The organism is bacterium, from assembly GCA_037147175.1.
Classification (GTDB): Bacteria; Cyanobacteriota; Vampirovibrionia; order Gastranaerophilales; family UBA9971; genus UBA9971.
In genome coordinates this window covers 1-26,995 of the sequence record JBAWVS010000034.1, presented here as the reverse complement: position 1 = coordinate 26,995, position 26,995 = coordinate 1, and the positions used below count along the sequence as shown (strand labels likewise).

34 protein-coding genes are annotated in these 26,995 nt (G+C 33.6%); 21 read left to right on the top strand and 13 right to left on the bottom strand.

What is annotated here, in order from left to right:
* From WCG23_08890 to WCG23_08865, 6 genes are all read left to right on the top strand, one after another.
* Positions 1 to 984, top strand: a 984-nt coding sequence (locus WCG23_08890) for a hypothetical protein (GenBank protein MEI8389986.1), incomplete at its 5' end; no start/stop codon positions are given.
* 53 nt (positions 985 to 1,037) lie between these two features.
* Positions 1,038 to 2,195, top strand: coding sequence for a 1-deoxy-D-xylulose-5-phosphate reductoisomerase (locus WCG23_08885; protein ID MEI8389985.1), 1,158 nt, complete (start codon positions 1,038 to 1,040; stop codon positions 2,193 to 2,195).
* A 23-nt stretch (positions 2,196 to 2,218) separates the two neighbouring features.
* Positions 2,219 to 2,419 carry a hypothetical protein gene (locus tag WCG23_08880; protein MEI8389984.1) on the top strand — a complete coding sequence of 67 codons (201 nt, stop codon included), beginning with the start codon at positions 2,219 to 2,221 and terminating at the stop codon, positions 2,417 to 2,419.
* 135 nt (positions 2,420 to 2,554) lie between these two features.
* On the top strand, positions 2,555 to 2,833 hold the full coding sequence (locus WCG23_08875) for a hypothetical protein (GenBank protein ID MEI8389983.1): 279 nt from the start codon (positions 2,555 to 2,557) through the stop codon (positions 2,831 to 2,833).
* A 183-nt stretch (positions 2,834 to 3,016) separates the two neighbouring features.
* A complete protein-coding gene (locus tag WCG23_08870; GenBank protein MEI8389982.1) occupies positions 3,017 to 3,451 on the top strand; it encodes a hypothetical protein in 435 nt (144 codons plus the stop codon).
* 126 nt (positions 3,452 to 3,577) lie between these two features.
* Positions 3,578 to 4,051: an NUDIX hydrolase gene (locus WCG23_08865; GenBank protein ID MEI8389981.1), complete on the top strand. Its 474-nt coding sequence runs from the start codon at positions 3,578 to 3,580 to the stop codon at positions 4,049 to 4,051.
* Here the strand turns inward: WCG23_08865 and WCG23_08860 are convergent.
* The 9 genes from WCG23_08860 to WCG23_08820 all read right to left on the bottom strand — a co-directional run bounded on the left by WCG23_08860 (position 4,014) and on the right by WCG23_08820 (position 10,835).
* Positions 4,014 to 4,790, bottom strand: coding sequence for a flagellar biosynthetic protein FliR (locus WCG23_08860; GenBank protein ID MEI8389980.1), 777 nt, complete (start codon positions 4,788 to 4,790; stop codon positions 4,014 to 4,016). The two genes, WCG23_08865 and WCG23_08860, sit on opposite strands and share 38 nt — an antisense overlap.
* Positions 4,791 to 4,807: 17 nt before the next feature.
* Positions 4,808 to 5,338: a hypothetical protein gene (locus WCG23_08855; GenBank protein MEI8389979.1), complete on the bottom strand. Its 531-nt coding sequence runs from the start codon at positions 5,336 to 5,338 to the stop codon at positions 4,808 to 4,810.
* A 46-nt stretch (positions 5,339 to 5,384) separates the two neighbouring features.
* The gene (locus tag WCG23_08850; protein MEI8389978.1) at positions 5,385 to 5,825 is read right to left on the bottom strand and encodes a flagellar biosynthetic protein FliQ; all 441 of its coding nucleotides are present in this window, start codon (positions 5,823 to 5,825) and stop codon (positions 5,385 to 5,387) included.
* A 58-nt stretch (positions 5,826 to 5,883) separates the two neighbouring features.
* Entirely contained in the window at positions 5,884 to 6,531 is a 648-nt protein-coding gene (fliP, locus tag WCG23_08845; protein MEI8389977.1) for a flagellar type III secretion system pore protein FliP, read from the bottom strand.
* 3 nt (positions 6,532 to 6,534) lie between these two features.
* Entirely contained in the window at positions 6,535 to 6,942 is a 408-nt protein-coding gene (locus WCG23_08840) for a flagellar biosynthetic protein FliO (GenBank protein ID MEI8389976.1), read from the bottom strand.
* A 24-nt stretch (positions 6,943 to 6,966) separates the two neighbouring features.
* Positions 6,967 to 8,211 (bottom strand): FliM/FliN family flagellar motor switch protein, encoded by a 1,245-nt coding sequence (locus WCG23_08835; protein ID MEI8389975.1) that lies wholly within the window; start codon positions 8,209 to 8,211, stop codon positions 6,967 to 6,969.
* A 405-nt stretch (positions 8,212 to 8,616) separates the two neighbouring features.
* Positions 8,617 to 8,910 (bottom strand): hypothetical protein, encoded by a 294-nt coding sequence (locus tag WCG23_08830; GenBank protein ID MEI8389974.1) that lies wholly within the window; start codon positions 8,908 to 8,910, stop codon positions 8,617 to 8,619.
* Between the two features lie 83 nt (positions 8,911 to 8,993).
* Positions 8,994 to 9,419, bottom strand: a complete 426-nt coding sequence (locus WCG23_08825) for a hypothetical protein (GenBank protein ID MEI8389973.1) — start codon at positions 9,417 to 9,419, stop codon at positions 8,994 to 8,996.
* A gap of 366 nt (positions 9,420 to 9,785) precedes the next feature.
* Positions 9,786 to 10,835 (bottom strand): zinc-binding dehydrogenase, encoded by a 1,050-nt coding sequence (locus tag WCG23_08820; GenBank protein MEI8389972.1) that lies wholly within the window; start codon positions 10,833 to 10,835, stop codon positions 9,786 to 9,788.
* 88 nt (positions 10,836 to 10,923) lie between these two features.
* Here WCG23_08820 and WCG23_08815 point away from each other — a divergent pair, with 88 nt between their 5' ends.
* The 4 genes from WCG23_08815 (at position 10,924) to WCG23_08800 (ending at position 13,854) form a co-directional block, all read left to right on the top strand.
* Positions 10,924 to 12,861: a 4-alpha-glucanotransferase gene (locus WCG23_08815; GenBank protein MEI8389971.1), complete on the top strand. Its 1,938-nt coding sequence runs from the start codon at positions 10,924 to 10,926 to the stop codon at positions 12,859 to 12,861.
* A gap of 148 nt (positions 12,862 to 13,009) precedes the next feature.
* Positions 13,010 to 13,252 carry a hypothetical protein gene (locus WCG23_08810; protein ID MEI8389970.1) on the top strand — a complete coding sequence of 81 codons (243 nt, stop codon included), beginning with the start codon at positions 13,010 to 13,012 and terminating at the stop codon, positions 13,250 to 13,252.
* A 26-nt stretch (positions 13,253 to 13,278) separates the two neighbouring features.
* A complete protein-coding gene (locus WCG23_08805; protein MEI8389969.1) occupies positions 13,279 to 13,527 on the top strand; it encodes a hypothetical protein in 249 nt (82 codons plus the stop codon).
* 78 nt (positions 13,528 to 13,605) lie between these two features.
* Positions 13,606 to 13,854 carry a hypothetical protein gene (locus WCG23_08800; protein MEI8389968.1) on the top strand — a complete coding sequence of 83 codons (249 nt, stop codon included), beginning with the start codon at positions 13,606 to 13,608 and terminating at the stop codon, positions 13,852 to 13,854.
* Here the strand turns inward: WCG23_08800 and WCG23_08795 are convergent.
* The 4 genes from WCG23_08795 to WCG23_08780 all read right to left on the bottom strand — a co-directional run bounded on the left by WCG23_08795 (position 13,851) and on the right by WCG23_08780 (position 17,273).
* The gene (locus WCG23_08795) at positions 13,851 to 14,585 is read right to left on the bottom strand and encodes an ABC transporter permease (GenBank protein ID MEI8389967.1); all 735 of its coding nucleotides are present in this window, start codon (positions 14,583 to 14,585) and stop codon (positions 13,851 to 13,853) included. The two genes, WCG23_08800 and WCG23_08795, sit on opposite strands and share 4 nt — an antisense overlap.
* The gene (locus tag WCG23_08790; protein MEI8389966.1) at positions 14,575 to 15,492 is read right to left on the bottom strand and encodes a branched-chain amino acid transaminase; all 918 of its coding nucleotides are present in this window, start codon (positions 15,490 to 15,492) and stop codon (positions 14,575 to 14,577) included. Before WCG23_08790 ends, WCG23_08795 begins: the two co-directional genes overlap by 11 nt.
* Positions 15,493 to 15,577: 85 nt before the next feature.
* Positions 15,578 to 16,150 (bottom strand): carbonic anhydrase, encoded by a 573-nt coding sequence (locus WCG23_08785; protein ID MEI8389965.1) that lies wholly within the window; start codon positions 16,148 to 16,150, stop codon positions 15,578 to 15,580.
* 13 nt (positions 16,151 to 16,163) lie between these two features.
* Positions 16,164 to 17,273, bottom strand: coding sequence for an LptF/LptG family permease (locus tag WCG23_08780; protein MEI8389964.1), 1,110 nt, complete (start codon positions 17,271 to 17,273; stop codon positions 16,164 to 16,166).
* A gap of 159 nt (positions 17,274 to 17,432) precedes the next feature.
* Here WCG23_08780 and trxA point away from each other — a divergent pair, with 159 nt between their 5' ends.
* The 11 genes from trxA to WCG23_08725 all read left to right on the top strand — a co-directional run bounded on the left by trxA (position 17,433) and on the right by WCG23_08725 (position 26,877).
* Positions 17,433 to 17,756 (top strand): thioredoxin, encoded by a 324-nt coding sequence (trxA, locus tag WCG23_08775; protein MEI8389963.1) that lies wholly within the window; start codon positions 17,433 to 17,435, stop codon positions 17,754 to 17,756.
* Between the two features lie 283 nt (positions 17,757 to 18,039).
* Positions 18,040 to 19,761, top strand: a complete 1,722-nt coding sequence (locus tag WCG23_08770; protein MEI8389962.1) for an ATP-binding protein — start codon at positions 18,040 to 18,042, stop codon at positions 19,759 to 19,761.
* A 427-nt stretch (positions 19,762 to 20,188) separates the two neighbouring features.
* A complete protein-coding gene (locus tag WCG23_08765; GenBank protein MEI8389961.1) occupies positions 20,189 to 21,043 on the top strand; it encodes a HEAT repeat domain-containing protein in 855 nt (284 codons plus the stop codon).
* Positions 21,044 to 21,183: 140 nt separating this feature from the next.
* Positions 21,184 to 21,474, top strand: a complete 291-nt coding sequence (locus WCG23_08760) for a ClpX C4-type zinc finger protein (GenBank protein ID MEI8389960.1) — start codon at positions 21,184 to 21,186, stop codon at positions 21,472 to 21,474.
* Positions 21,474 to 23,168, top strand: a complete 1,695-nt coding sequence (locus WCG23_08755) for a hypothetical protein (GenBank protein ID MEI8389959.1) — start codon at positions 21,474 to 21,476, stop codon at positions 23,166 to 23,168. The genes WCG23_08760 and WCG23_08755 overlap by 1 nt, the downstream gene beginning before the upstream one ends.
* A 12-nt stretch (positions 23,169 to 23,180) precedes the next feature.
* Positions 23,181 to 23,603, top strand: coding sequence for a Holliday junction resolvase RuvX (gene ruvX, locus WCG23_08750; protein MEI8389958.1), 423 nt, complete (start codon positions 23,181 to 23,183; stop codon positions 23,601 to 23,603).
* A 1-nt stretch (position 23,604) separates the two neighbouring features.
* A complete protein-coding gene (locus tag WCG23_08745; protein MEI8389957.1) occupies positions 23,605 to 23,928 on the top strand; it encodes a DUF1292 domain-containing protein in 324 nt (107 codons plus the stop codon).
* A 169-nt stretch (positions 23,929 to 24,097) separates the two neighbouring features.
* Positions 24,098 to 24,316, top strand: a complete 219-nt coding sequence (locus WCG23_08740) for a hypothetical protein (protein ID MEI8389956.1) — start codon at positions 24,098 to 24,100, stop codon at positions 24,314 to 24,316.
* Positions 24,317 to 24,320: 4 nt separating this feature from the next.
* On the top strand, positions 24,321 to 25,214 hold the full coding sequence (gene glyQ, locus WCG23_08735; GenBank protein ID MEI8389955.1) for a glycine--tRNA ligase subunit alpha: 894 nt from the start codon (positions 24,321 to 24,323) through the stop codon (positions 25,212 to 25,214).
* A gap of 120 nt (positions 25,215 to 25,334) precedes the next feature.
* Positions 25,335 to 26,675: a methyl-accepting chemotaxis protein gene (locus tag WCG23_08730; GenBank protein MEI8389954.1), complete on the top strand. Its 1,341-nt coding sequence runs from the start codon at positions 25,335 to 25,337 to the stop codon at positions 26,673 to 26,675.
* Between the two features lie 46 nt (positions 26,676 to 26,721).
* A complete protein-coding gene (locus WCG23_08725) occupies positions 26,722 to 26,877 on the top strand; it encodes a hypothetical protein (protein ID MEI8389953.1) in 156 nt (51 codons plus the stop codon).
* Positions 26,878 to 26,995 lie beyond the last annotated feature (118 nt).

Here is a 26,995-nt window from a genome sequence, read left to right as displayed (position 1 = left end):
CCTTTAAACATAAACATAAATAAATATAACAACAATATAGGAGTTGCCTCTTTAACAACCAAACAAAATTTCAATTTAAATAATAACTTTTCTCAGGATTCGTTTATAAAAACCGGCAAAAATCTTTCTTTCTCGGGAGACGATAAATATACAGGAAAGGATATTAAATTATATCCGGAATTTTTATTATCAGGTAATCATTCACCTGACAATATTTTTTTAGCCGACAAAATCAGAGATTCTGTTAATTCACCCGAAAAAAAAATTATTTTGGCAGGAACATCAAAAGTCCGTACCATTAATGGGAGATATGTTGAATTACACGGCAACAGCAGTTCTCACACTATAAAAGCAACATATATATCTCTTTTTGATAAATCTACGGCAAAAGAATTACATGCTGAAATATCAGCCGGCATGTATGGAACAGGAACCGTTGATAAAATTATAGCCACTCATGTTCAGGTACAGAACAGCATAGGTGGACATGTCAAAGAAATACAAGCAAGGGAACGTATTTTTATTGATGAAAATGTAAGTGTTACAAAAGCCAAATCTCCCGAAGTTGAAGTTTCGGGTAAGGCAAAGGTTGATGAAATCACAACTAATGAAGCAATAATTAGTGGAAGCTCAAAAGTTAATAAAGTTGTTTCTAACTATTGCGTAAGAGTAAGAGGTAATGCGTCTGTTAATGAAATCACAGCGGTACATGATGTGGGGTTATCGGGCAGCAGTAAAGTCGGCAAAGTAAAATTAACCGGAGATAAAGCCGAAGTACATATTAATAATGCCCCTGAATTTGAACAAATAGAGTTCACTAAAGGGAATGGAAAAGTAATTTTGCATAAGGATTGGCGCGGAAATTATCCTGAAATTGATGAAACCAAAATAAAAGGTGCAGTAATTGAACGCTCGGGCAAATTTGTCGATGGTCATCATATGGCAAAAATTGAAAATTTAGTTGAATTTCGCAGACATTTTTAAAAAAATTATAATGATATATAATAACAAGAGTTAAAAGTATTCTTGTGAAATAAATGAAGAAAAAAATTTCAATACTGGGCTCTACAGGGTCAATAGGAAAACAGGCTTTAGAGGTTGTTGATTGTCTGCATGACAAATTTGAAATAGTCGGGCTTGCCGCAGGGTCGAATCTTGAAGAATTTAAAAAACAAATATTAAAGTACAACCCCGAATTTGTTTCTGTAAAAACCGGAGAACTCGCTCAAGAACTCAAAAAAGATATTAAAAATAAAGAAATTTTGTGGGGAAATGACGGATTAGTTGAAATAGCAAAAAATACCCGAAACGATGTTGTTTTGAGTGCAGTTACGGGAATAAACGGGCTTTTCCCAGTGCTTGCGGCTATTGATAACGGAATTAATATTGCCCTTGCCAACAAAGAAACTTTAGTCGCTGCCGGAAGTATCGTGATGACAAAGGCAAAAGAGAAAAATGTAAAAATCTTGCCTGTAGATAGCGAGCATTCGGCTATTTTTCAATGTCTTGCATCAAGAAATTTCAGCCGCCCAAAAAAACTCATAATTACAGGCTCAGGCGGACCTTTCAGGAATAAATCGTTGGAAGAGATAAAAAAAGCAACTTTAGAAGAAACTTTGGCTCATCCAAACTGGTTTATGGGCGATAAAATAACTGTTGATTCCGCAACTTTAATGAATAAAGGGTTGGAAGTAATTGAAGCTCACTGGCTTTTTGGCGTAGATTATTCTGAAATAGAAGTCGTTATACACCCTCAAAGTATTTTACACAGCGCTGTAGAATTTCCGGACGGCAGCGTAATTGCGCAGATGGGTCTTCCGAGCATGCATATTCCCGTCCAATTTGCGCTTACTTATCCTGAAACCTTTGAAGGACCAAAAACAGGAACAATGGATTTTACTCAAATAGGCAGACTGGAATTTGAAAAACCTGATCTGGAAAAATTCCCATGCCTCAAACTTGCCTACGAAGCAGGAATAAAAGGCGGAACCTGTCCGACTGTATTAAATGCTTCAAATGAAGAAGCTGTTTACGCCTTCTTGAGAAAAGAAATAAAACTGACAGAAATTTATAACATTGTTTATAAAACTTTAGAACAACACAATAATATACAAAATCCCGAATTGAACGATATAATTGAAACGGATAAAGAAGCAAGAATTTTTGCAGGAAAATTATTAAGCAACTTAAAATAAGTTATATAAAAGGAGCGAAGGTTATGGAACTCAAAGGACCGACTGAAGCAGAAATCAAAAAATTCATACAACATGAAGCAAGACTGGAATTTATTACAACAGCTGCACATCATTTCAGAGGAATACTTCTCTGGGCCGATCAATCGGCTTTTCATATAAAACTTGAAAATGAGAAAACAATAACGCTTTTGAAAACCGCTGTTGTTTATTATTCAGCCATTTAATATATTGCCGGCACAGTCTTTAGTACTGAAAAAATTGATAAAACTAAACAAAACAGGCAATTAAAAATAATATATTTTTTGTCATAATTGATTATTAATTATTGATTTTTTTATAATAAATTGTGAGGTGATGATATGCTGGAAACAATTATTATTGTAAGAAATGTTTTTTATAAATGTTTTTTAATAAGCCTTATATATTGTATTTTCGTAAGCCTGTTCTATATGTTTAACAAAGAATGGGCAGCAAATTTTAGTACAGGTCTTTATAACATAAGCAGAGAAAACCTTTATTTGCTTATAGTTTATTTTCTCGGATGGATGAAAATATTTGTTTTTTACGTTTTTCTAACACCTGCTCTGGCTCTTCATTGGACATCTTACGTGCTCAAAAAAGAGCAGAAAAATACATAATTTTTTAAAAAACTCTATTTTTATTATAGCTCCTCCGGTTAGCCTATATTTTTGTATTAATATAAATCAAAAAGTGCTGCCAAAAATAACTTTTTAGTATATACTTAATATAATTATAATTTTTCTAAAATATATTATTTAAGTGCTTATATTAAAGAAAATTTAATCGGGGGGACTTAGTGAATGAGCGACATTCAAAATAACGACCAAACTAATATTTGGCCGGCAAGTATACACAATGTTAAACCTGCATTTTCTGCAAATCAAGATGAAAAACAGGAAGAAGCTTTAAATATTTACGAAAAAGAAGTTACCAGAAAAAGTCTTCATGATATGAACGCTCTTTCCGGTCAATCTCTTGTGAAAAACCAAAAAGTTGCGTTTAAAGGTTTTGAGGATAAAAATTCGGGAATTAAAATTACTCCGGAAACACTTGCCTCTGTTTCAAAAGATATGAAGCCTTTTCTTAAACAAAGACCCAGCGTTGCAATGAGAGCTTCTGCTCTTGGTGATTTTGCTTTCGGAAATGCCCTTAAAGAAAATCTTACAGATCCTATGGCAAAAGCCGCAATAATTGAATATGCCGCAGCAAAAGAATTTTCGGATACAACAGATTAAAAAAAATAACTCGAACTGCTAAATCGCCAAAATCATCATTGCAAGCATAGCGAGGCAACCTATAAAAAAGAAGTAAAACAGGAAAGGGCGAAACCTCTTTCCTGTTAACTTTAAGAGGTTTTAATAATGTCAAAAGAATATAAAAATCCAGCCTTAACAACAGATATAATACTTTTTTCCGATTACAAAGACGGTGAAGACCTAAAAGTATTATTTATCAAAAGAAAATACGAACCTTTCAAAAACAAATGGGCATTCCCCGGAGGTTTTGTAGAATATAACGAAGAACTCGAAGAAGCAGCAAAAAGAGAACTTGAAGAAGAGACAAGTATAAAAGATGTTTGTCTAAAACAGTTAGGAGCTTTCGGGCGTGTAGGCAGGGATCCTCGAGGCAGAACCGTTAGTGTTGTTTATTATGCAAGTGTAAATTCCTCAGAACTTTTTATAAAAGCTCAGGATGACGCAAAAGATGCTCAATGGTTTAGCGTTAATAAACTTCCGGAGCTGGCCTTTGATCATGCCGAAATAATTGCTTTTGCCTTAGAGACTTTAAAATCGGAAATTAAAAAATCTTTTGATAATATACAAGAAAATCTGTAATTGAATTAATAAGCAGAGGAAGAATAATAACAAGAATTGCAGCCCCGACAACAGGTTTGAATGCAAAACTAAGCTGGAAAACGTTTATTTGCGGAGCTGTTTTCGAAATAATACCGAGGATTATATCCTGCGCAAGTGTTACTAAAAGAATAGGAGAAGCTATTTGCAGCCCTATAAACAACAAATTTCCTGTTAGCATTATAATATAATCAATATTTACAAATTTATCCAGAGGAATACTGGTTGCATATAGCGGGAAAATTTCAAACCCCCGCTTAAAAGCGCTGAAAAGCCAATACAAACCGCCTATTTCTATATAAATTACTGTACCCAGGTTCATAAAAAGTTTTCCTACAACAGATATTTGGGCTTTTGCATTGGGATCAAACATCATCGCAGACTGTAATCCCATTTGCATATTAACTATTTCTCCGGCTGCTTCTATTGTTTGAAAAATAGTTTTGGCTACAAAACCGACAAGAGCGCCGAACACAATATTTAAAATTATACAGACACTATAAGAAGCGTTATTAGGTGTAGCAACATTACCTGCTATACCAATAAAACAAAAAGTAAACAACAAAGCAAAACCCAATTTTAAAAGCATCGGAATATCTTTACGATCAAAAACAGGTGCATTCAATAAAAACGCTAAAACTCTCGCAAAAATAAGCATTCCTGCATCGCAATATTTGCTGAAATCAGGTATTTGGTTTAAAAGTGCGATAAAACTATCCATTATGATTGTTCTCTTTATTAATTACTTTTCTTGATTTCAGGCGGACTATCCAGCTCAAAATCAATCATTCCTGACGTATCTTCAGACAAAACAGGTGTTTTATTTATTGAGTTTTCATGAGTTGCCAATTCTTGATTTTGTTCAAATACAATCTTGATATTATAAATTTTAGATTCAGTCCATACAGTTAAATTGTTATTCAGGCTTTTTAGAGGTTTAATAAGCAATTCCTGTCTGGGATTAAAGATATTTGAAAGAATTTCCGCCTTAAAATCTTTTTCGTTTTCAAATTTATAACGAACAATTTTTTCGTCAAATGTCAGAAGATGAGGAGTACTAAGCGACAGAGTCAATTCTTTATTAATTTGCAAAGTAGGGATAAAAGAATGAAGCTCAGGTTTTGCCTGAATACATGGCGGCAAGTCTTTTAATGCAGGTGATGCAAAACTTTTCAATGAGAATAAAAAGGCGAAAAACAATACAGGGATTGTCAAAAATAATAAAATATTTTTTATTCCTTTATGTTTTTTATTAATATTTTGAATCATATTAAACCTTTTTCTGCTTTTTAATTATTTCGATTAATAACCCGAACTAACTTTTTGACGTTTTTATATAAGATTCTTTAAGTTTTTGTTCTGAATAAGGAATTTTTCCGGGATTTTTCATGATTTCCTTTATTTGAGGCTTTTTCTCGCTGTAAAATTCTTCTTCATATATTTTTGATCCCTGACTATAGGTATTTGAAGGCGGTAAAACCATTTCTTCATCATGAGGAATTATATTAAAAGCTATATTTGAAGACTCCCTGAAATAATCCGTTAACGTATTCATTGAAAAACCGCCTAAAAGCAAAATTATAAGGAACACACCGAGAATTTTAGGAGCTGCTACTATTGTTTGTTCCTGTACCTGCGTTACAGCCTGAAGAATACCTATCACAAGACCGATACCTGCTGCTACCAGTACTGAAGGCATTGACAGCATCAGCATTACAACTATTCCTTTTCCTAAATGTTCCATCAGGAGATCCATGAAATTTGTTCCTTTCGATTTTTTCTTTTATTTGCCTGAGTTTTTCTGTTGGGCTACGTCAGTTAAAACTCTGAACAAGACCATGTACTATCATCCCCCACCCGTCAACAGCAATAAATACCAGCAATTTAAACGGCATAGATATAATTGTCGGAGATAACATCATCATACCGAGGGCAAGAAGCACGTTTGCAACGATAAGATCTATTACAATGAACGGTATGAATATAATAAAACCTATCTCAAATGAAGTTTTCAGCTCGCTTATAATATAAGCCGGAGCAACTTCCCAAATACCTATATCATCAGGAGTTGCAGGAGGTTTTCCCCTGAGTGTTTGTATAAAAAATGAGATATCGCTTTGCCTTGTTTGACGCATCATAAAATTTTTAAGCGGCTTAGAGCCTTCTTTCATCGCAAGGGCAATAGAACCTGTTTTTTCATAAGGAACAGAGCCTTTTTGATACATTTCGGCAAATACCGGAGACATCGAGTAAAACGTCAAAATCATTGCAAGCCCTATTATAACCATTCCCGGAGGAACCTGTTGTGTACCGAGGGCTGTTTTTAATATTGAAAAGACTATAACAAACCTTAAAAAACTGGTCATGCACATAAATACAAACGGCAAAACAGTAATAGCAGTCATTAATATTAATAACTGCATTGACGGATTTAAGTCTTTTAATAAATTATCGATATTCATTAATTAAAACCTTTCTGCTCTTAAAATCTCTTTAAGCCCGATATAATCAGGGCTTAAAGCAGGCATTTCCAGCTTGGGAATCATCATTTTGCTTATTGGATTATTTGTTTCAGCTTTCTCTACTTCCTCATTTAAAATTTCTGTACTTAAAGGAATATTATCTTTTTCGATTTTTGTCATAAACTGACACCCTTCAATGCCTGTAGAAATAAGAAATCTTTCTTTTCCGGCTTTAATAACATAAAGATTTTTTCTTGGCTCAAGGCTCAAAGAACTTTCAACTTTCAAATAGTTGTGGTTTTGTTTTCCGGAATTAAAATTAAAACTTTTTTTAACAACCACAAAACCGACAAAAATAACTCCCAGCATTGCCAACGTATAAACGAGAAAGCCTGTTAAGTATCCTGTCATAATCTTTGTACTCCCTATCCTTTCTTAAACATCTTCTTCTATTTCATAATCACTGAAATCAAAGTCAGAATCGTCTATTTCATCTTGTTCATCATCATTTTCGTCAGAATATTCGTCTTCATCTGCATTTTCATGATGTTCATTCGATCTTGAATCTTCTGATGACTGAGAAGATACGGTAACAGCAGGCTCGTCTTCCACAACTTTTGCGTCGTTATAAACTTCAGTTATCTTAACTCCATATTTATCGCCTACTATGACAAGTTCTCCGGCTGCAACCTGTTTTCCTTCGACATTAATAAAAAGTTTGTTTTGCGCAATCGGTGCTACATCGACCACAAGTCCTTCCATAATATTTCTTAAATCTCCGAGTCGAATTTTAATTTTTTCAAATTCCGCGCTCAGGTCTACCTCAAGGCTGTCCCAAATGTTTCCTGTTACTTTACTCACGGTGTTATCTCCGTTATTTTCATCTAAATTAACTACTATATTTATATCAGGGTTAATCTTTATTCTTAAATTCTCATGATTCTTGAGTATCATAGAATAAAGATGGCTGTTTTCGAGGATTATAATGTCTTCAAGGTCAAGATTTTTTATATCTTCAAGGGTAATTCTTGAATATCCTGCGATTATATCCGTTTCTACGAGGCAGGGACTAAAATAATTAATATCTAAAGGTAATTCAGGCTTGCTTACAGGGACTATGTTTCTTATTATGAACTCGGGGAATATAAATATTATTTTTCCGGCTTCATCATCGGTATCTCCAAAAAGGTAAAAAGTAAGATAAATCGTTTTTTCTTCATTGTTTCTTTTATAGTCAACGCTTTGTATTTCTTTAGAGGTAAGGAAATCTCCATTGATTTTTTTGTATAAAAATTCATTAAACGCTGTAAGTATTGTTGCTTCTAACTCTGTTATATTTTTTAATTTCAGATATCCTGTTTCTTTTGGTCTATCACCCAGTGCGCCTCGAAAAATCAGGTTTGCAGCAGCATCAGAAACTTTTATTGTAACCGCATGTTCATTGGAAATTTTTATCTGTGTTACAAAATAATCGCTATCCTGCCATATTTGACAAGGAGTATCGCCAATTCCTGCCAGCTTAAACTCAACATAAGAAGCAAGAAACTCGCTGCCTGCCCATGAAAGTTTTTCGCAGAAAGCTTTTTCATACCAGTCAAAATAATAATGCAAAGAAATTTTATTTTCTTCTTTTGCATTTTTTAAAGCTGATTTTTTAGAGTTATTGAGCTTTGGACTCACTTCCCTACCCTTACCCCGATTTGCATATTGGAATGGTTTTTTTTAAAACTAAAACTGCTTATTTCAGTTTTAAACACTCCCGCTTCGCAATATTATCCCTATAGCTTTTAAAGATAAACTTTTTAAGCCCTTTTGGCATCAACTATATAACGTATTTGTTGAGGCTTTTATTTGTAGGGTATTTTTTTAGGGGATGGGTAGGTAGAAAAAATTATAAGAATTTTTTTAATTAAGGCAAAATTTCTGAAAAGTTTTACAAAGAATCCATAAATAATTTTGTGTAAACCTCCGAAAATATATGATGAGCTTGGCTATTCCAAGTATGAGTATCAAAGCAAATAAACAAATAATTCCAGAAACGGTCAACCGAAAAAAGTTTTTGTCATTGAGTACAGGTGGTTAAAGTTAAATAGCCGCATCATAACCATCACTTGGTTTCCACCTTGATTGTCTGGGCGATTTGACTTCATAAAATTGTCTTAGTTTTTCTTCCTTTTCCAATTCGATTTCTTCATTAGTTTTTATTATAGGTGGTTCCGCTATTGGCCGTCTTGGCGGGGGATCTGTTAATGAAGGATTAATAGGTTTTTTAGCTGTAAAACTAATGTCTATTTTTTTGTTGTCAAATCTCATATTAGTACCGAAGCCCACTTTTTGTTTGTTTTGTTGAGCTGGATTGAATCCCACATTCATAGTCATTTTTTGTTTTCTTTCCTGGCTTTGCCAAATTAAAAACTACACCTATAAATTAATTTTCTATTTTTATTGATATTTTGTTTAAACTAACCAAGTAATTCTTTTATGAGGCTTCTTCCTTCTTCGATTGCACCGCGTTTCTCAATGATTTCATCACTAATCACAGCTACGTCAAAAGAATGGAGTGGAAATACTGTACTTTCTTTCATTCCCAGATTTGCGCTCTCCTCTCCCGGAATATATTTTAGCCGACTGCTAAGATATTCCTTTTGAACCTGCGGAGGTTTTGTCCCTGTCAGTTTGTTTAAAAATTTTCTTCCTATTGAAACAACTGCATCTTCAGTAGACTTTTTTACCTCGAGCAGGATTTCCACTAAATCACTTTCAGGTAATAAATTTATTGCATCTTGTTTTAGTTTATTTAACACATTTGTCATCTTAGTTGGATTTAGATTACCGGATTGTATTTCTTTGCTGATGTATTCTGTAACCGCTTTTCTTTGTTCATCCATTCATAGTCATTTTTTGCTTTCTTTCCTGGCTTTGCCAAATTAAAAACTACACATATAAATTAATTTTCTAATTTTATTGATGAATTAATTTCTGAATATTTAAAAACCCCTAAAGAAAAAAATTGCTACTTCTTTTTTGTGTTGTTTTTTAAAATATAAAGCTTAAAACGACAGTGCCTGAATATAATTAATTTAATGTTTCTTAATATTAATTATTTTTCGTCATTGCAAGGCAAAAACGCACGTAAAACTGTCATTCTGAGGACTTTAGCCCGAAGAATCTGTCAAATAGTGAAAATAAGCAACTGGACAGAGTCTTCGCGTTACTCAGAATGACAATTATAAAGATTATTGGGACTTGTCGGTTTAAATTATCGTAGCTGTATCCTGCCCTTTGCCGTTGGGCAGAATTATATTCCTCAAAACCTTTGAATCCCTCAGTTCATCGAGGGCTTTATTTATGTCTTCCAGTTCATACTTGTTTGCAATAAGTTTATCAAGTTTTATTTTGCCCTCTTTTACAAGGTCAATAATTTTGTAATAATCTGTCGGTCGACATCCAACAGAACCAAGAATTTCCTGCTCGTAAAACATAATTTTAGCGGGATTTATGGAAATATTTTGATTTGTATAACCTATAACACACAGCCTGCCTGTCAAACCCAGAGCTTTATAAGCAGCTTCAATTGTTTCAGGCTTGCCTATAACTTCAAAAGCAACGTCAACCAATCCGCCGTTTTGTTTAAGGAATTCCCTGACAGAAATTTTATCGGGATTAAAAGCATACTTTGCACCCAGTTCCTGCGCAATCTCAAGTTTTTTGTCATCAATATCGCATGCTATAACTTCTGCGCCTTGCAAAGCAGCAATCTGCACGACATTAATCCCGACTCCTCCGCACCCGAAGACAATAACTCTTTCTGAAGGTCTAACTTTTGCTCTGTTTACAACAGCATGATAAGGAGTAGAAATAGCATCTGCAATTATACAGCCTTCTTCAAGAGGAATTTCATCGGGCATTAAAATAATATCTTTCTCGGGAACTTTTATATACTGTGCAAACGCTCCATCTACATGATTACCTGGCATAAGCATGTTTTTGCATACGTTTTCTCTGCCTTCCAGACAATATTTGCATTTTCCGCAAGTAAGTACGGCAGGAATCAAAACCCTATCGCCCTTTTTAAAACCATTTGAGCCGATTTCAACAATTCCTGAGGCCTCATGCCCCAAAACCAGAGGTGTTTTCTTAAAAGTCGGCACTCCATGGTCAATATAATGCAAATCCGTATGACAAACCCCGCAAGCCACGACTTTTATGAGAATTTCACCTTCATAAGGCTCAGGCATAGGAATTTCTTGAATATACAGAGGTTTATTTTGTTCTTTAAAGACTGCGGCTTTCATAAAATTCATTTTACTCTTCGAAATTTCATTTACTATGATTTTATAACTATAATATAATATTTTAAAAGTATATTTAAAATTTAGAGGAAGTGAAAGAATGAGCATTTTTACCTGCAAAGATCCATCCGCAAGAGAAAAAACAGAAATAAAAAAAGCTATTCAAAAAGCATTAAAAGTTTTGAATAAAAAAAATCTTTCAATGATTGTTCATGGTCCCAGCTTTCCTTCTTCTGAGGGGCAAGATTACGGCATTGGCTCTCCAAACACCAGAGGCGGACAAAGCTTTATGGCATTTCTTTCCGATCTCGGGTTTAACGGAATTCAGCTCGGTCCTGAAGGCAAAACAAAATCAATAGACGCTTCTCCTTATATTGGAACAATGTTTTCAAACAATCCCCTGTTTATTGATCTTTATCAACTTACACAAAAAGATTTTTCAGGTATTCTGTCTTTTGAAACTTTTGATAAAATTGTCAATAATAATCCATCACAACACAATAGGGTTGCTTACGGATATATTTATAAAAACAGTGACTCCGCGCTGAGAGAAGCTTTTAATAATTTCAAAAAGAAATTATCGGAAGGGGACTCAAGCGTTAAAAAATTAAACAATAAATTACAGGAATTTGTCAAAAAAAATCAGTACTGGCTGGAAAAAGATGCTTTGTATGAAGCAATTTCCATAAAACATGGCAATGATTACTGGCCAATGTGGACAGATGAGCTTGATAAAAATCTTTTTAACGCTGAAGGCAAATTTTCCGGATCAGATGTTCAAAATAGAATAGCTGAACTAAAAAATAACCAGAAAGACGAAATTGAATACTATGAATTTGTTCAATTCATTTCTGACTTCCAAAAACAAACAACGAAAAGTTTTGTTTTAAACAATAAAATGAAAACGATTGCAGACTGTCAGGTGGCTTTTTCAGACAGAGATTACTGGGCAAATCAGGCATTATTTTTGAATGGTTGGAATTTGGGCTGTCCTCCCGACATCTTTGCCGCAGACGGACAGGCATGGGGATTTCCTGTAATGGATCCCGAAAAAATCTTTAACAAAGACGGCAGTCTTGGCGATGGAGGAAAACTTCTTAAAGCAAGGTTCTCTAAAATGTTTGAAGAAAACCCGGGTGGCGTAAGAATCGACCATATTATCGGACTTATAGACCCTTTTGTTTACAAATCAGGTTTGCTCCCAAGACCCGAACAGGGCGCTTCAAGGCTTTATTCTTCTCCTGAACACGCTGAGCTTAGCAAATATTCTTTGATAAGAATTAAAGACTTAAATCAAGAAGTCGGTCCTGAAAGCGAAAAAAGGGTTTTATCGGTTAATGACGACCAAATCAAAGAATATGCAAGAATTCTTGAAAATATTGTAATTGAAGCAGCTAAGTCAAAAGGCATAAGCAAAGAATTTATTATTTGCGAAGATCTTGGAACTATTACTGCCCCTGTTGTAGCTGTAATGGAAAAGCTTAAATTCAGCGGAATAAGAATGACTCAGTTTGTTGATCCGGAAGTTAAAGACCATCCTTACAGGATAAAACATACTGAACCACAACACTGGGCAATGATTGGAAGTCATGACAACCAGCCTTTAATGAGCTGGGTTGACGAACTATACAATACTAATGGAGTATCTTTGCATGCAGAAAACCTTTCCTCTGATTTAAAAGAGTCACATGTACAAGAGTTCAAGAATGAGATTATGCAAAATCCTCAAAAATTTCTTACCGCAAAGTTTGCGGAATTATTTGCAAGTCCTGCTGAAAATATTCAGATATTCTTTGCAGATTTTTTCGGAAGCCGCGAAAGATATAACATGCCTGGAACTTCAGGAAGTGAAAACTGGTCATTAAGAATCCCTAACAATTATGAATGTTATTTTCAGGAACAAGTTGCAAAAGGCGAAGCAATGAACATTCTTGAAGTGCTTATTCTTGCTATTGAAGCAAAAGGTCATAAATTTGCCCAAAAACATAATGATGTTATAGAAAATTTAAGAAAATGCGCCGAATTTTACGGTAAATAAAAATATCTAAAATCAAGAAAAAACTCCCTGTTTTTAGGGAGTTTTTTTGTAACAAATTATAAATAAAGCAGAAATTTTTTGTCACTTTATTTTTTCACGGGACTTATATAAATAGTAATTATAATTCACAAAGAAAAGGGGAAATATTATGGAAATAAGAAATCTTAGTTTTGGTGCAATCACAGTAGGTGCTTTAAAAAAAAGAATGATTTTAAAAGATGCCGAAGGTGAACAACGAGTAGTTTTGAGCTCAAAAAATTCATCCGGTGGAAAAAAAGAAGTAACATTTCAATATGCGGATAAAGATAGGTTCGAAAAGCCGCGATTTACAACTACTTACGATAAAACATCCGTACTTAACTATGATTTAGTCGGCTGGGAAAAAAAGTAACAGTCAGAAAGGAAAAGTAAAGTATTATGCAAGTAAAAAATCTTGGTTTTGGAGCATATCCGGTAAAAGATTTAACAGAAGGACTAAATTTAAGAATTAATAAAAAATACTGTGATCCTGAATCACATGGCAAAACAGCAACAATAACAAATATCAAACATGGCAGCAAAGATCCTTTTACGAGTTTTGATCTTAAAATAGCCGGAAAACAACCAATTGAAGATATGAAATTTTTAAATACTGATGTATTAGACTTTCTGGATATATTGGCTTAAGCGAAAAACATCGGTACTTAAATATAATTTAGACGGCTGGGAAAAAAAGTAACAGTCAGAAAGGAAAAGTAAAGTATTATGCAAGTAAAAAATCTTGGTTTTGGAGCATATCCGGTAAAAGATTTAACAGAAGGACTAAATTTAAGAATTAATAAAAAATACTGTGATCCTGAATCACATGGCAAAACAGCAACAATAACAAATATCAAACATGGCAGCAAAGATCCTTTTACGAGTTTTGATCTTAAAATAGCCGGCAAACAACCAATTAAGGATATGAAATTTTTAAATACTGAAGTATTAGATTTTCTGGATATATTGGCTTAAGCGAAAAACATCCAGCTTAAGAGAAGATCAAAAACAGGAATTGCAACGGCTGTCCAGATGGCAGCCTTTGTTGTAGAAATCCCGACTTCCCTTGCCCCGCCTTTTGTCTGCAAACCGTGAGTTACGCAAATAACAGTAATGAGAACCCCAAAGACAGCTGCTTTTACAAGGCTTGACTTAATATCATAAGTATTTGAATAAAGCCATACAGATTTAATATACATATACGGATGCAGGGCAACAGCATTGTTGGCAACAAACATTCCACCGACAATTCCCATAAATTCTGCAATTATTGTTACCAGAGGAACAACGACAATTCCTGCAAGCATTCTTGGAACAAGAAGGTAGCCAATCGGGTCAACTTTTAAGACTTTCAAGGCATCTACCTGCTCTGTTACACACATATTGCCTATTTCTGCTGTCATTGCAGTTCCTGCTCTTGCTCCTATTGCAAGCGCTGCAAAGATGGGCGCCATTTCTCTTGTTATTGCGAGCGAAACAAGTCCGCCAATATAAGAATCAGCGCCTGTAAGCATAAATTGCTGCGAAATTTGTAGCGATAAAACCGCTCCTGCAACCATAGAAATCGTTAAAGCTATGGGCAATGAATCATAACCTATTACGGATGCCTGAAAAATAGTTCTTTTGAGGCTGATTTTGCCCTGAAAAATACATTTAAGGGCTTTATAAAGGTTTATTACACATGCGCCGATAAACTTAATTATCATAAATAGACGTACACCAGTTTTTGTACTTGTCGACCTTGCCTCTTACTATTTCAAAATATAAATCCTGAATCTTTTTGGTTATAGGACCGATTTCTCCGTTGCCTAAAGGTCTTGAATCTATTTTGGTTATCGGGCTAATCTGCGCTCCTGTTCCGCAATAGAAAGCTTCATCAGAAATATATAACTCCGTTCTGTCTATTGGTCTTTCTACAACTTCAAGACCAAATTCATTTTGAGCTATTTGTTTCACAGCATCCCTTGTAATTCCGATTAAAATATTATCGGTTATTGGTGAAGTGATAAGTTTGCCGTTTTCAACAAGGAAAAAGTTCATTGCACTTCCTTCAGAAACATGCCCTTCGCTTGAAAGCACTAATGCTTCATCATATCCTGCATTTAGAGCCTCGGTTATAATAAGGGCCGTATTTGCATAAGCTCCGCCGACTTTAGCTCTTGGAGGAATCATATTATCATCAAGCCTTCTCCAACTGGATACGCAAACACTTAAACCTTTTGTAACATCTACATAATTGCCTAAAGGACATGTAAATACCAGAAATGAATCCGGTCCTGTAAGCTTAGGTCCGATTGCCTGAGCGCTTTTGTACATAGTCGGTCTTATATAAGTATCAGTTTGGGGCGCATTTTTTCTTAAAAGCTCGATTGTCAAATTACACATTTCATCAACTGAATAAGCAGGCTTCATTAGCATTATTCTTGCGCTTCTGTGAAGTCTTTCATAATGTTCGCGCATTCTGAAGACATAAAGCTGTTTTTCTTCTTCATTCCAATAAGCTCTTATTCCTTCAAATATTGAAGTTCCGTAAAGAAAAGCATGAGTTTTTACGCTAATTTTAGCGTTACTTTCCTGTACAAATTCACCATCCATAAAAACATATTCAGTCATCTTAAATGTCCTTTTTATTTAGTGCATACCTTATATTTTTTAGAATACACCTAATAAAAAAAAAAGTAAAAAGGTCTGAATTTATTTAGTCGCCAAAATCGACTTTACCTGTTTGAAGATCATAATATGCACCGATAATTTCAAGTTTTCCATCGGAAATTTTATTATTAAAAACCACATTAAGGCTTTTTAGCTGACTAACAACGTTTTTAACATTTCTTTTTGTTATTTTTTCAAGATCATCCAACGTATTATGACTGGAAATTAGCGGTTTAATTTTATCAATAAGACTTTTCACATAAATACATTTATTATCGTCATTTAATGCGGCGGTAACTGCTCCGCAATGGTCGTGTCCCATAACAATTACAAGGTTTACATCAAGATCATTAACCGCATAAGCAAGACTTCCGATAACTTCTTCCGCAAGGATATTTCCTGCAACCCTGACGACAAAAAGATCACCAAGCCCCTGATCAAATACTATTTCACCGGGTGTTCTCGAATCAGAACAGCTAAGAATAGCCGCAAAAGGTGTTTGCCCCCCAAGGAGTTCTCCTCTTCTAATATTACACCTGTTCGGTTTTTCAAAATTTCCTGAAGCAAATCTCTCATTGCCTTTAATAAGTTTTTCAAGAGCTTCTTTAGCTTTTATCAACTTTTTCTCCTCACTAAACCATATAAGCTTTTCTATAGAACAAAAAAGTTCCTATGGATAAAACCATAAAATTCGGCAGCCATGCTGCAATGAACGGTTCAAGAATTTGAGCTTCTCCAAGAGAAGATGAAACAGCCCTAATAATGTAGTAACAGAAAATCACGATAATGCTGAATAACAATCCCCTGTTGACCTTTGCACGCGGAGGGCTTATAGCTAAAGGAATACCTATTAATACAACAAGAAAGGAAGTTACAGGCAGTGCAATTTTTTCATAAAGCATTACTTTAAGAAAAGCGACTTGCTGCGGTTCAATTTCTTTAGCTTTTGTTTTTATGTACTTGGCAAGCTCAAAGAAATTAAGTTCTCTTGCTTTATGGTCTTTTTGTATTTCGGAAAGATTTAAATTTGAATCAAGCTGCATTGAATCAAAGACAACTGTATTCATAATTTTTCCCGAGTTAGAGATTGTATACATTGCCGCCTTGTCAAATTCCCAGTATGCAGGATTTGTAACGCCGTATTTTGATTGGATAACCTGTATCACATCAGGTTTTGACAAATCCAAAACTGTAACACCCTTCATTTTTTTATGTTTATAGTTACTTATATAAAAAAGTCTTTTAATCTGTTTATTCTGATCAAGCTCCTGAAATGAGAAATTTGATTTTCCTTCGGGGAGATTTTTTTGTGCTATTGCTTGCATCATCAGACTTTTTGCTTTCATGTTAGCTGCAGGCACGACAAATTCATTTACCAGAAAACTGAATATTGCCAGTGAAAAACTGAAAACAAGAACAGGAATGGCAAGTCTTGTTAAACTAATCCCGCACGCTCTCATTATTGTTAATTCACAGTTGGTACTTAATTTATTAAACGTCAGGATTGTCGCAAGCAGTATCCCCATAGGAATTGTAAAAACTACGATATAAGGAAGCTGAAGTATAACTGTTTTCATGGCAACACCAAAAGGGATTCCATAAGCTGATATTTGTTTTACCAGATACAAAAACTGGTCTGACGCGAACATAAGAGAGGTAAATACTACTACTCCAAGCAAAAAAGTTTCTACAAGCTGTTTTAATATATATTTATCCGTTAAAGCCAAATTTATTTTTTTCATTCTAAAAACCATGTGTCTTAACTAAAATCATTTTTAAACATCAAATGAATTGCGATTTTATTTTCTTATTATAAAATAGTTGATGTCGTTATTAAATATATTATAATAAAAACCCCTGATAGAATTTAAAATAAAAAATGCAATTTTAAGGAGAGAATAATGTCAAATGCTTTAGAAGTGAACGATACAAGTTTTGACCAGGAAGTAAAACAATCAGAAATCCTTGCTTTAGTTGATTTCTGGGCTCCATGGTGTGGACCTTGCAGAAAAATCGCCCCTATAATAGATGAAATTTCCGAAGAATACAAAGGACGCCTTAAAGTTGTTAAAGTTAACACCGATGAAAACGTCCGTATTGCTCAGGAATACAGTATAAGCGGAATTCCAAGCATATTGATTTTCAAAAACGGCGAAGCTGTCGAAAGATTAGTCGGGCTTATGCAAAAATCCACTTTAATCAGCAGTATCGAAAAATATTTATAAAAATCTCATAAAACTTAATATAATAAAAATTAAACAAGGCTAATTGTTATCGGTCACACAATAATTAATGAAAATGTTATACTTATTTATAATTTAGATAAGAATGAATAACTCAAATTGCTAAATCGCCAAAATCGTTATTGCGAGAGCAACGAAGCAATCTGTAAAAAATATAATGGATTGCCGCGTCGATTCTAAAGCCTCTCCTCTCAATGACAAGTAAATTTAATTAGCAATTCGAGTTGAAGAAAAAATTTCATTTGTTACTTAATAAGAGTGTGGCATGCAGGAAACCCTTAAAAACATTTCCATAGATTCAATAATAAGCCTTTATAGAGCCTCGGATGAGTTTCTGTTGATGCTTGATGCAAATAACAATATAATTTTTCTCAATAACAATGCTAAAAATCTATTTGGCGATATAAAAAAAATAGAAGAAATTGAACATTTTTTTTCTTTTAATGTTTGTATTCTTGATAGGGAAAAGTTTTTTGACTATAACCCGATTCGTGAAGTTATAAATTCCAATATTTTATTTAGTGCGGAAACTTTATTTCAGATTGACAGCAATTTATACAAAAATTTAAACATGAGAAGTTTTAGTATTCAGAACAGTAAAATCATAATTTTATCGGATTTTACAGAAAAAATTCAAAATATATCTTTAAAAAACCGAATTAAAGAAAATGAAAAAACGATTGAAAAGCTTGAAAAGGAAAATAAAGAATTTTCTGAATTAAAAGAAAAAGCACAAACTCTCGCTATAAGAACAGGCTTAATTAACAAAATATCAAATAAAATCAGGGATGGCTTTGATATAGATGAAATTATACAAACAGCTGTAGAAGAAATTTCGAAAACTCTTGATTTAAGTCAAGGCTTTTATGCCGCTGTTTTAAACGGACAGAAAGAGTTAATAGTTAAACATTCCTGGGTTTCGGAAAACGAAAAATTTACAGAAATCCATAAAATTAACCCTGATAAAGATGATTTGTTAAAAAAATCAATTAAAAACAAGGCTTCAAATACTTCAGCTGTAATCGTAGACAACGATACAGGAGAATCCCGATCAAAACTTATAACTCCTATCATTTATAATAACGAAATTCTGGGTATTCTGTCTTTTCTTCATGCCGTATCAAAAAAGCACTGGCATAAAGAAGAGATAACCATGATTGAAGGTATATCAGCGCAGCTTGCCTCTGCAATTAATCAGGCAAAATTGTTTAATGAACTTGAAGAACAAAAACTTGATCTTGAGAAAGCGCTTTTGGAATTAAAACAAACCCAATCTCAACTTATACAATCGGAAAAAATGGCTTCTCTTGGTCAACTGGTGGCAGGAGTGGCTCATGAAATAAATACCCCTATGGGTTCAATTAAAAGCAATAACGATATTTTTATAAAATGTATTCAGAAAATCAAAACAGTTTCTTCTGAGTCGGAAATGACAAAATATTCAGAAATACTTGACGATACGTTAAAAGTAAACGCAGAGGCGATAAAAAGAATTAATTCTATAGTAAAGGCTTTGAAAAACTTTGCGCGTCTTGACGAAGCTGAATATAAAGAAACAGACATTCATGAAGGAATAAAAAGCACTTTAATGCTTATTAACCACGAGATTAAAGGGAAAATCCGAATAATTGAAGAATTCGGAAACCTGCCGTTGATAAATTGTTATCCAAACCAGCTAAATCAGGTGTTTATGAATATTCTTGTAAATGCCTGTCAAAGCATAGAAAAAACAGGTTCGATAAAAATAAAAACAGAAAATTATGACGATAAAATTAAAATAATAATTTCCGATACAGGTAAAGGGATTCCTGAAGGACATCTGGAGCGTATTTTTGATCCCGGATTTACAACAAAAGGTGTTGGAATCGGGACAGGGCTGGGGCTTTCTATATGTTATCGAATAATAGAACAGCACAAAGGCTCTATAAAGGTAGAAAGCCTTGAGGGGAGGGGCTCAGTATTTACTATAGAAATGCCAAAAAATTAGAATTTATTTTGATGCTTGCATTATATATTTTAAGTTTTGTAATAAATCAAAATAAGCTATAATTAAATAGAACCTATGTGTAAAAAAAAAATCACATAGCAATGTTAAGTTTTGTAAAGAAAACGAGAATGATGCTTGAAAATATGATATTATCAATAATGTAATTAGTGTTGAGTTTACGCTTAATTAATATTTGTTTACATAACTAATATGACACAAACAATCTTAATAGTATAAATTTAACAAAACTTAATATTTGGACCTCAATTTAGCAATTTTTTTTATAACAATGTTTTTAATAAAATGGAAGCTATATTAAAAAGTCATTGTGTTTTTAAAAAAAAATTAATTAAACAAGTCCTGCTAATTGAAGGATTGCTCTGTAATGTAATGTAATGTATAAGTAATGCTGGAGGAAGTAATCTAGATGGCTATTAAATCAATAAACAGAAAGAAAAAAAATGAGAAAACTTTTGAAGAGTTAGTACATGACTTAAAAGTCAGTAACTCAGAAAAAGTTCGCTACAATGCCGCAAGAGTTTTAGGCGAATTAAGCAATGCCGAAGCTGTTGAACCATTAATTGAAGCATTAAAACATGATAAAAATGGCTCAGTCAGATTATATGCAGCAAGAGCTCTTGGTGAACTGGGAGACATTGATGCTACTCAACCGTTAATTTCTTCACTTAGAGAAGATCGTAACGTTGATGTAAGAGTTAGAGCCGCTCGTGCTCTTGGTCGTCTTGGCGGCGAAGAAGTTGTTACCCCTTTAGTAGAAGCTCTTAATGACGAAAATAGTCAGGTTTGCGTTACAGCAACTGATGCGCTTATCGAAATTGGCGATATTGCTGTAGAAGCACTGATTACTTCTCTCGTTCATGAAAAAATTAACGTAAGATGTGATGCAACAAGAGCACTCGGTGAGCTTGGCAGCACAAAAGCTGTTGAACATATTATTAAAATGCTTAAAGACGAGTGGGTAAACGTAAGAATTTACGCTGTTACTTCACTTGGTAAATTAGGCGATGTTGAAGCAGTTCCTGCACTTATCGAAGTATTGCAGAATACTCAGGAAAACGAACTTGTTAGAGCCGGTGCGGCTGCTGCACTTGGTGTGCTTCGCGACCAGAGAGCTTTATTACCGCTCAGAGAGCTTATAATGAAAGCTGAAGAGCTTGGCGAATTAGAAGATACTGCTTTAAAAGCTTTCAAAAAAATTATGGCGGCTAATTGGCAAAATGTTCCAGGCGCTATAAATAAAAAAATGGCAGTTGCCAAGTAAATAATAAAAATAAAGAATATAAAGAGAAGACGGTTTTTATAAACCGTCTTCTCTTTATTAAAAGAAAATTTTTTAGCAGCTTTTTCTGCAAATTTTAAAATATATAATATAATATAAAAAGAAAATAAAAAGGCTGAATCATGACTGATAAGAAAAAGAAAGTTATTTCTCTTGCCAATGCGCGGGATAAAGAAAAAACATCCGACAAAAGCATTGAAAAACAAGATAAAAAAGAAGCTCAGGAAATGGTCTACTGTTCATTTTGCGGCAGACCGAACCATATGGTCATAAAAATGGTAAAAGGACCCGGTGTAAATATTTGCTCAGAATGTATAATGGTCTGTGTGCAATACTTCATGATGGAAGATCGCATTCCCTCTTCGGAGGTACAAAAAATTCTGGACAGTTTCTGGCAAGGTGTTAAAAAATAATGACGTTGAGAGATTTATCAAAACTGCAAATTAGATCAGAAGTTCTGCTTATGCTTCAAAAGCTGATTTCTTTGGATGAAATGTCTAAAGAACAGCTGGATAATAATTTAATTAAATTTCGCTCTATCAAAGATATTGGTTATGTTGTTGATGTTCTTGTAAAAGAACTGGCTAGAGCCAATTACAAAAAAGGTCAGATAATAAGCCTTTTTGTTCAAGAATTGGGCGATCTGGATTCTGTTAAGGATGTATTATGGTCATATATTAAATCGCCAAACTATTCTGATGAATTAAAAGACCTTTCGGGACTTATTTTGAAAAGCCTTGGAGATCAAACCGATCCTGAAGAATTTCTGAATTATCTTGAAGACCCTAAAGCTATTGTTGATAAAGAAACACAAAAACTTCTGGAAGTAGCTTCCACAAATCCTGAAGCACAGATAGATTTTCTCGATTTTTTATTTTCATTGCCTGAATCTGAGCAAATAAATCTCGTTAACTCTCTTAAAGATGATTATTCCAGTGAATACCTTGTGAATATTGTCGTTCCTGCGCTGGAAGCTAATCCTGCTCCAAAGCTTGAAGAAGAACTTGTGAAAATTCTCGGAGAAACGCGCTCGGTTTTTGCTGTCCCTGCATTAAACGATGTTTTGAAATATTCAAAAAGTGAATTTATAAAAAAACACGCTCAAAAAAGCCTTAACATGCTTAAATTATCCGGAGTAAACATTAATAAGGAAAACAAATATCCCGCCAATGCTCCTATTACCCAATGTTCTATCGTTTATGAATGTCATACAAATGTTATCGACGGTATAGGAAATCAAGGCTTTATTATCAGCAGGATAAAACCAAATCAGGACGTATTAATGTTGAATGTTGTTGTTAACGATATTCACGGGATTTTAGATTGTTTTGGCTTTTATGGAATAAGTAAACAGGATTTTTCCAGAATTGTAGAAAAATTTCAAGAAGCGTCCACCAGATTTTTTGTTTCGCCTGAATACTGTAAATTAAAGCTGGATGAGGCAGAAAAAATTAATAAAGAAAACAATTTGCCGATTCCTTACGAATATGCGGCATGGAAATCTTTAATAAGTGATATATCTGCTCTTGAAAATAATTTTGAAGAATTAAGCAAAACCTGGGTATCAGAAGATTTAATTAACGAAGCAAATTTGCTGTACAAATTTCCTGATTTCAAACACTGGTTTTTTGAAGAAGAAGACCATCCTTTAATTAACGAAACCCTTAATGCTTTGATAAAGGAAATAAGTGAAAAAAATGATTATTTTATCGATAATCAGGCCGAATTAACAAATTGGTTTGAATTAAATACAGACAAGTTGTTGGACCAATTGTTCAGTAATGATGAAATTAAAAATATTTATAAAAAACGGTTACTGGATTTGTCTTATTTGTTTGATCTTCAGGATTTGCAACTGTTCAGAAATATAGTTGCTTCTCTGGCATGGAGCATCACTCCGGAAAACAGTTATGATATTAAAAGGATTAATTTCTTTAGAGAAATGATAAAAAGAACTATTTTAGAAGGTTTTATCAGGTATCAATACAAAATTGATCAAGGCTCGGCTGAAACATTCAGTCTGGCTAAAAAGAAACAGGATGGTTTCGCTAAAACCTTGCAGGGTAAGGACTTGAGTCAAGTTGTTCACTTGCTGTGCAATTTGTAATTAAGGTTTTTTATGGATTATAAAAGATTTTTAGGATTAGACATAGGGACAAAGAGGATAGGTACTGCTATAAGTGATCCTCTGGCTATAACCGCACAGCCTTTAAAAGTAATATCGCGAATTCCTGAAAATAAAGCAATTGAAGAAATTAAAAAGATTTGTAACGAATATAACGTAGAAACCATAGTAGCAGGCTTACCCAAAAATATGGACGGTACTCTGGGTTTTCAGTCCGAGGATGTCATGGCTTTTGTTGAAAAAATAAAGAATAAGACAGGCACAGAGATTAAACTTGAGGATGAAAGGCTTACCAGCAAAGCAGCGGAAAGATTTTTGATTGAACAAAATAAAAAACCTTCCAAAAATAGAGGACTAATTGATATAACTTCTGCTATACTAATTCTGCAACAGTATCTTGATAAAAGGAGTAGATAAAATGGAAAACAATGATATGGAAAACAAAATAATAAGAACACAGGATGAAAATGGAGAAATTTTCAGCTTTGAACTAATTGACGTTGTTGAGTTTAACGGGCAAGAATACGGGCTTTTGGTGCATGTTGATGAAGAAGGCGAAGAAGAAACTAAACCTGATTCTGAAGATGAAGAAGATGAGGATGAAGAAGAAGTTGTCATTATGAGATTAAACAAAGAAAATGACGGCTATGTTTTTGAAACAATCGAAGATGATGAAGAATTTAACAGTCTTATTGAATTCATTGAATCTGAAGAAGATGAAGATGATGAAGACGACGAATAAAAACTAAAACAAATATAGTATTTAAAAAAGTTTGTTTCATTCTTTAAGAAGCAAACTTTTTTATTATTTTAAAAAATAAAAATTTAGAAATTTTTTCTCATAGAGTATAATAAATTTATCATGAGTTTAAATTATTTTTTTATAAAACAGCTTAAAATGAAGGCGTAAAATGTACTACGATAGTGGCAAATTATATGTAGAAAAAGATGATCAGTGCATAAGTTGCAAAAATTTCGCCAAGGGTGTGGCATGTCCTCTTTTGCATGCGTTGGGACTCGGAGTTGTTAGTCTTGACGGGGATTTGAACGTAACAGATTGCGGATTTTATGAAGAATTCAAACGGCATCTTAAAATTGTAGATATTGGAAAACAATCTAAAAAGGAATAAAACAATGGCACCAACGTTTCAGGAAATTATTCATAAACTTAACGAATATTGGTCAAACTATGGCTGCATAATTCAACAGCCTTATGATACCGAAAAAGGGGCAAGTACAATGAATCCCGCCACTTTCCTCAGGGTATTAGGGCCTGAACCGTGGAATGCTGCGATGGTTGAGCCATGCAGACGTCCTACAGACGGGCGTTATGGAGAAAATCCAAACAGGCTTCAGCATTATTTCCAGTATCAGGTAATTTTAAAACCTTCTCCTGAAGATGCGCAGGATGTTTATCTCAAGAGTCTTGAATATTTAGGTATCAAGCTTGAAAATCATGATATAAGATTTGTAGAAGATAATTGGGAATCGCCGACCCTCGGGGCATGGGGTGTTGGTTGGGAATTTTGGCTTGATGGAATGGAAGTTACCCAGTTTACATATTTTCAGCAGGCAGGCGGAATTGAAGTAAAACCTGTTGCGCTTGAGCTTACTTATGGTCTTGAAAGAATTGCCATGTATCTTCAGGAAAAAGACAGTGTTTTTGATATTCAATGGAATGATAAGGTTAAATACGGAGAAATTTATCTTCAGAATGAAATAGAACAATCCAAATATAACTTTGAATGCTCCACTCCTGAAATTTTATTTAACCTGTTCGATCTTTATACAAAAGAAGTTGATAATTGCCTTAATGCCGGGCTTGTGCTTCCTGCTTATGACTTTGTGTTGAAATGTTCGCATACTTTTAATTTGTTAGATGCAAGAGGAGTCATCAGCAAGGATGAACGAACAAATTTTATAAACAGAATCAGAAGAATGGCAGAGAGAACCGCTAAACTTTATTATAAACAAAGAGAAGATATGGGATTTCCTCTTCTTAAAACTGCTAATACCATTAAAACTTAAAATTTTTATGTTTTAGACAATCTAAGTTGAAATTTATAGTATATTAAATAGTTTATTGGAACTATACTTATTATTAATGCTGAAATTTTTATTTGGCATTCAAAAAAGAAAGGTTTCAGCATGTTTTTTTCAAAATTGCTTAATAAAACTGAAAAAATTTTAGAAACAACCCGGATTGAACAGAAAAAAATCGATAAAAATCATTTTATAATTATTGTTGAAAAAATATTTGGGTTGCTAAACAATGGAATTGTGCTTAAAAAGCAAGCCGGAATTAGTCTTGAGTGTTGCAATGATATAAAAACCTCTATAAATAATGTAACAGGTGAGCAGGAAAATATTTCAAGTTCAGTAGAAGAGGTTACAGCTACTCTAAATGAATTTGCTGCAACTATTTGTAATGATGCTGAAAGATGCGTTAGTCTTTCAAAAAAATCTAATGAAATTCATTCAATAACTTTGGAAGGTAACATACGTACTGTTGAAGTACAAAAAGAATTTGATAACTTAAAACACTCTTTTACTGATCTTGATGAGCAAATGAATTCTTTAAAAACAGCATCTGAGCAAATAGGAAAGATAATAGGGGCAATTAAAATAATTGCAAGTCAAACAAATTTATTGGCTTTAAATGCTGCAATAGAAGCTGCAAGAGCAGGAGAACACGGAAGAGGTTTTGCCGTTGTTGCGGACGAAGTAAAAAAACTTGCAGTAAAAACTCAACAACTTACTGAACTTGTTGAAAATGAAATTAAAAATATTCAAAATATATCAAAATATAGTATTAATGCTTCGAAAAATACGTTTAATACTCTTGCAATAAGTCAGGAAGAGTTTTCTAAACTATCAGATAATTTGCATCTTGTAACTGATGAGATAAGTGTGATGTCTACAGATATTGCACTTATCTCCGAAAATTATGAACAGGCTAGTGCATGTGTAGAAGAAATGAGTGCTACTATGCAAAGTCTAAGTGCTTCAATGCAACAAATAACAGCAGAAAGCAATGAAGTAAGAGTTAAAACGGATGAATTATCCACTAAACAGTCTGATTGTTTGAATCTATCAGTTGAATTAATCGACGTTATCTGTAATTTTTCACCGGAAGAAAAGAGTGTCTTCCTTGATAAAAGACTGGAAGATCATCATAATTGGGTAGCCTCATTAAAAAAAGCCATTGATAATAAAAATCCGAATGCAGAGTTGCAGCTTGATCATACACTCTGTAAATTTGGCAAATGGTATTTCAATTATAAACCGTCAAATGCCGAAAAAAGCATTTTTAATAAAATAGACATACCTCACAAAAAAGTGCATGAAACAGGTAGATTGATATTAGCTGAAATTAAAAAAGGAAATATGACAAAAGTTGATTTACTTTTTGAGAATGAAATATTGCCGGCGGTAAGAGAAATTGAACTATTATTTAATAGTTTAAAGGAGATTGCAAATAATTCTTAGCGAGCTATAGCCTGATACTGCATTTAAATAAAATAGGAAGTTTAAAATGAATCCGTTTGTTGAAAAATTGGTTAAAGCAAGAGATTTAATCCTCGAAGTAGAAGATGAGTTGATTAGCGAAAAAAGATTTTGTCCTTATGAAATAGGTTTTACTCTGAGAAAACTTGACGAAGCAATAAATAAGCTTAAAGAGCTTCAATAAGTTTTCTTAATAATCATTTACAGGGATCAGGATAAGAGATAATCTTCGCCTACAGGAGTTAATGGGATATTAATTAATTCTTTTGATTCTGATAAAAATTAAATTTATACTTTTTGTT

What these genes read in the sequence shown, in the direction of transcription:
- WCG23_08725 (MEI8389953.1), top strand. Translation starts at nt 26,722, where the DNA reads ATGAATCCGTTTGTTGAAAAATTGGTTAAAGCAAGAGATTTAATCCTC.
- WCG23_08880 (MEI8389984.1), top strand. Translation starts at nt 2,219, where the DNA reads ATGGAACTCAAAGGACCGACTGAAGCAGAAATCAAAAAATTCATACAA.
- WCG23_08780 (MEI8389964.1), bottom strand. Translation starts at nt 17,273, where the DNA reads ATGAAAAAAATAAATTTGGCTTTAACGGATAAATATATATTAAAACAG.
- WCG23_08875 (MEI8389983.1), top strand. Translation starts at nt 2,555, where the DNA reads ATGCTGGAAACAATTATTATTGTAAGAAATGTTTTTTATAAATGTTTT.
- WCG23_08830 (MEI8389974.1), bottom strand. Translation starts at nt 8,910, where the DNA reads ATGACTATGAATGTGGGATTCAATCCAGCTCAACAAAACAAACAAAAA.
- WCG23_08760 (MEI8389960.1), top strand. Translation starts at nt 21,184, where the DNA reads ATGACTGATAAGAAAAAGAAAGTTATTTCTCTTGCCAATGCGCGGGAT.
- WCG23_08885 (MEI8389985.1), top strand. Translation starts at nt 1,038, where the DNA reads ATGAAGAAAAAAATTTCAATACTGGGCTCTACAGGGTCAATAGGAAAA.
- WCG23_08870 (MEI8389982.1), top strand. Translation starts at nt 3,017, where the DNA reads ATGAGCGACATTCAAAATAACGACCAAACTAATATTTGGCCGGCAAGT.
- WCG23_08740 (MEI8389956.1), top strand. Translation starts at nt 24,098, where the DNA reads ATGTACTACGATAGTGGCAAATTATATGTAGAAAAAGATGATCAGTGC.
- WCG23_08865 (MEI8389981.1), top strand. Translation starts at nt 3,578, where the DNA reads ATGTCAAAAGAATATAAAAATCCAGCCTTAACAACAGATATAATACTT.
- WCG23_08815 (MEI8389971.1), top strand. Translation starts at nt 10,924, where the DNA reads ATGAGCATTTTTACCTGCAAAGATCCATCCGCAAGAGAAAAAACAGAA.
- trxA (MEI8389963.1), top strand. Translation starts at nt 17,433, where the DNA reads ATGTCAAATGCTTTAGAAGTGAACGATACAAGTTTTGACCAGGAAGTA.
- WCG23_08730 (MEI8389954.1), top strand. Translation starts at nt 25,335, where the DNA reads ATGTTTTTTTCAAAATTGCTTAATAAAACTGAAAAAATTTTAGAAACA.
- fliP (MEI8389977.1), bottom strand. Translation starts at nt 6,531, where the DNA reads ATGAATATCGATAATTTATTAAAAGACTTAAATCCGTCAATGCAGTTA.
- WCG23_08755 (MEI8389959.1), top strand. Translation starts at nt 21,474, where the DNA reads ATGACGTTGAGAGATTTATCAAAACTGCAAATTAGATCAGAAGTTCTG.
- WCG23_08765 (MEI8389961.1), top strand. Translation starts at nt 20,189, where the DNA reads ATGGCTATTAAATCAATAAACAGAAAGAAAAAAAATGAGAAAACTTTT.
- glyQ (MEI8389955.1), top strand. Translation starts at nt 24,321, where the DNA reads ATGGCACCAACGTTTCAGGAAATTATTCATAAACTTAACGAATATTGG.
- WCG23_08855 (MEI8389979.1), bottom strand. Translation starts at nt 5,338, where the DNA reads ATGATTCAAAATATTAATAAAAAACATAAAGGAATAAAAAATATTTTA.
- WCG23_08770 (MEI8389962.1), top strand. Translation starts at nt 18,040, where the DNA reads ATGCAGGAAACCCTTAAAAACATTTCCATAGATTCAATAATAAGCCTT.
- WCG23_08840 (MEI8389976.1), bottom strand. Translation starts at nt 6,942, where the DNA reads ATGACAGGATACTTAACAGGCTTTCTCGTTTATACGTTGGCAATGCTG.
- WCG23_08820 (MEI8389972.1), bottom strand. Translation starts at nt 10,835, where the DNA reads ATGAATTTTATGAAAGCCGCAGTCTTTAAAGAACAAAATAAACCTCTG.
- WCG23_08795 (MEI8389967.1), bottom strand. Translation starts at nt 14,585, where the DNA reads ATGATAATTAAGTTTATCGGCGCATGTGTAATAAACCTTTATAAAGCC.
- WCG23_08745 (MEI8389957.1), top strand. Translation starts at nt 23,605, where the DNA reads ATGGAAAACAATGATATGGAAAACAAAATAATAAGAACACAGGATGAA.
- WCG23_08800 (MEI8389968.1), top strand. Translation starts at nt 13,606, where the DNA reads ATGCAAGTAAAAAATCTTGGTTTTGGAGCATATCCGGTAAAAGATTTA.
- WCG23_08860 (MEI8389980.1), bottom strand. Translation starts at nt 4,790, where the DNA reads ATGGATAGTTTTATCGCACTTTTAAACCAAATACCTGATTTCAGCAAA.
- WCG23_08825 (MEI8389973.1), bottom strand. Translation starts at nt 9,419, where the DNA reads ATGGATGAACAAAGAAAAGCGGTTACAGAATACATCAGCAAAGAAATA.
- WCG23_08805 (MEI8389969.1), top strand. Translation starts at nt 13,279, where the DNA reads ATGCAAGTAAAAAATCTTGGTTTTGGAGCATATCCGGTAAAAGATTTA.
- ruvX (MEI8389958.1), top strand. Translation starts at nt 23,181, where the DNA reads ATGGATTATAAAAGATTTTTAGGATTAGACATAGGGACAAAGAGGATA.
- WCG23_08810 (MEI8389970.1), top strand. Translation starts at nt 13,010, where the DNA reads ATGGAAATAAGAAATCTTAGTTTTGGTGCAATCACAGTAGGTGCTTTA.
- WCG23_08790 (MEI8389966.1), bottom strand. Translation starts at nt 15,492, where the DNA reads ATGACTGAATATGTTTTTATGGATGGTGAATTTGTACAGGAAAGTAAC.
- WCG23_08850 (MEI8389978.1), bottom strand. Translation starts at nt 5,825, where the DNA reads ATGGATCTCCTGATGGAACATTTAGGAAAAGGAATAGTTGTAATGCTG.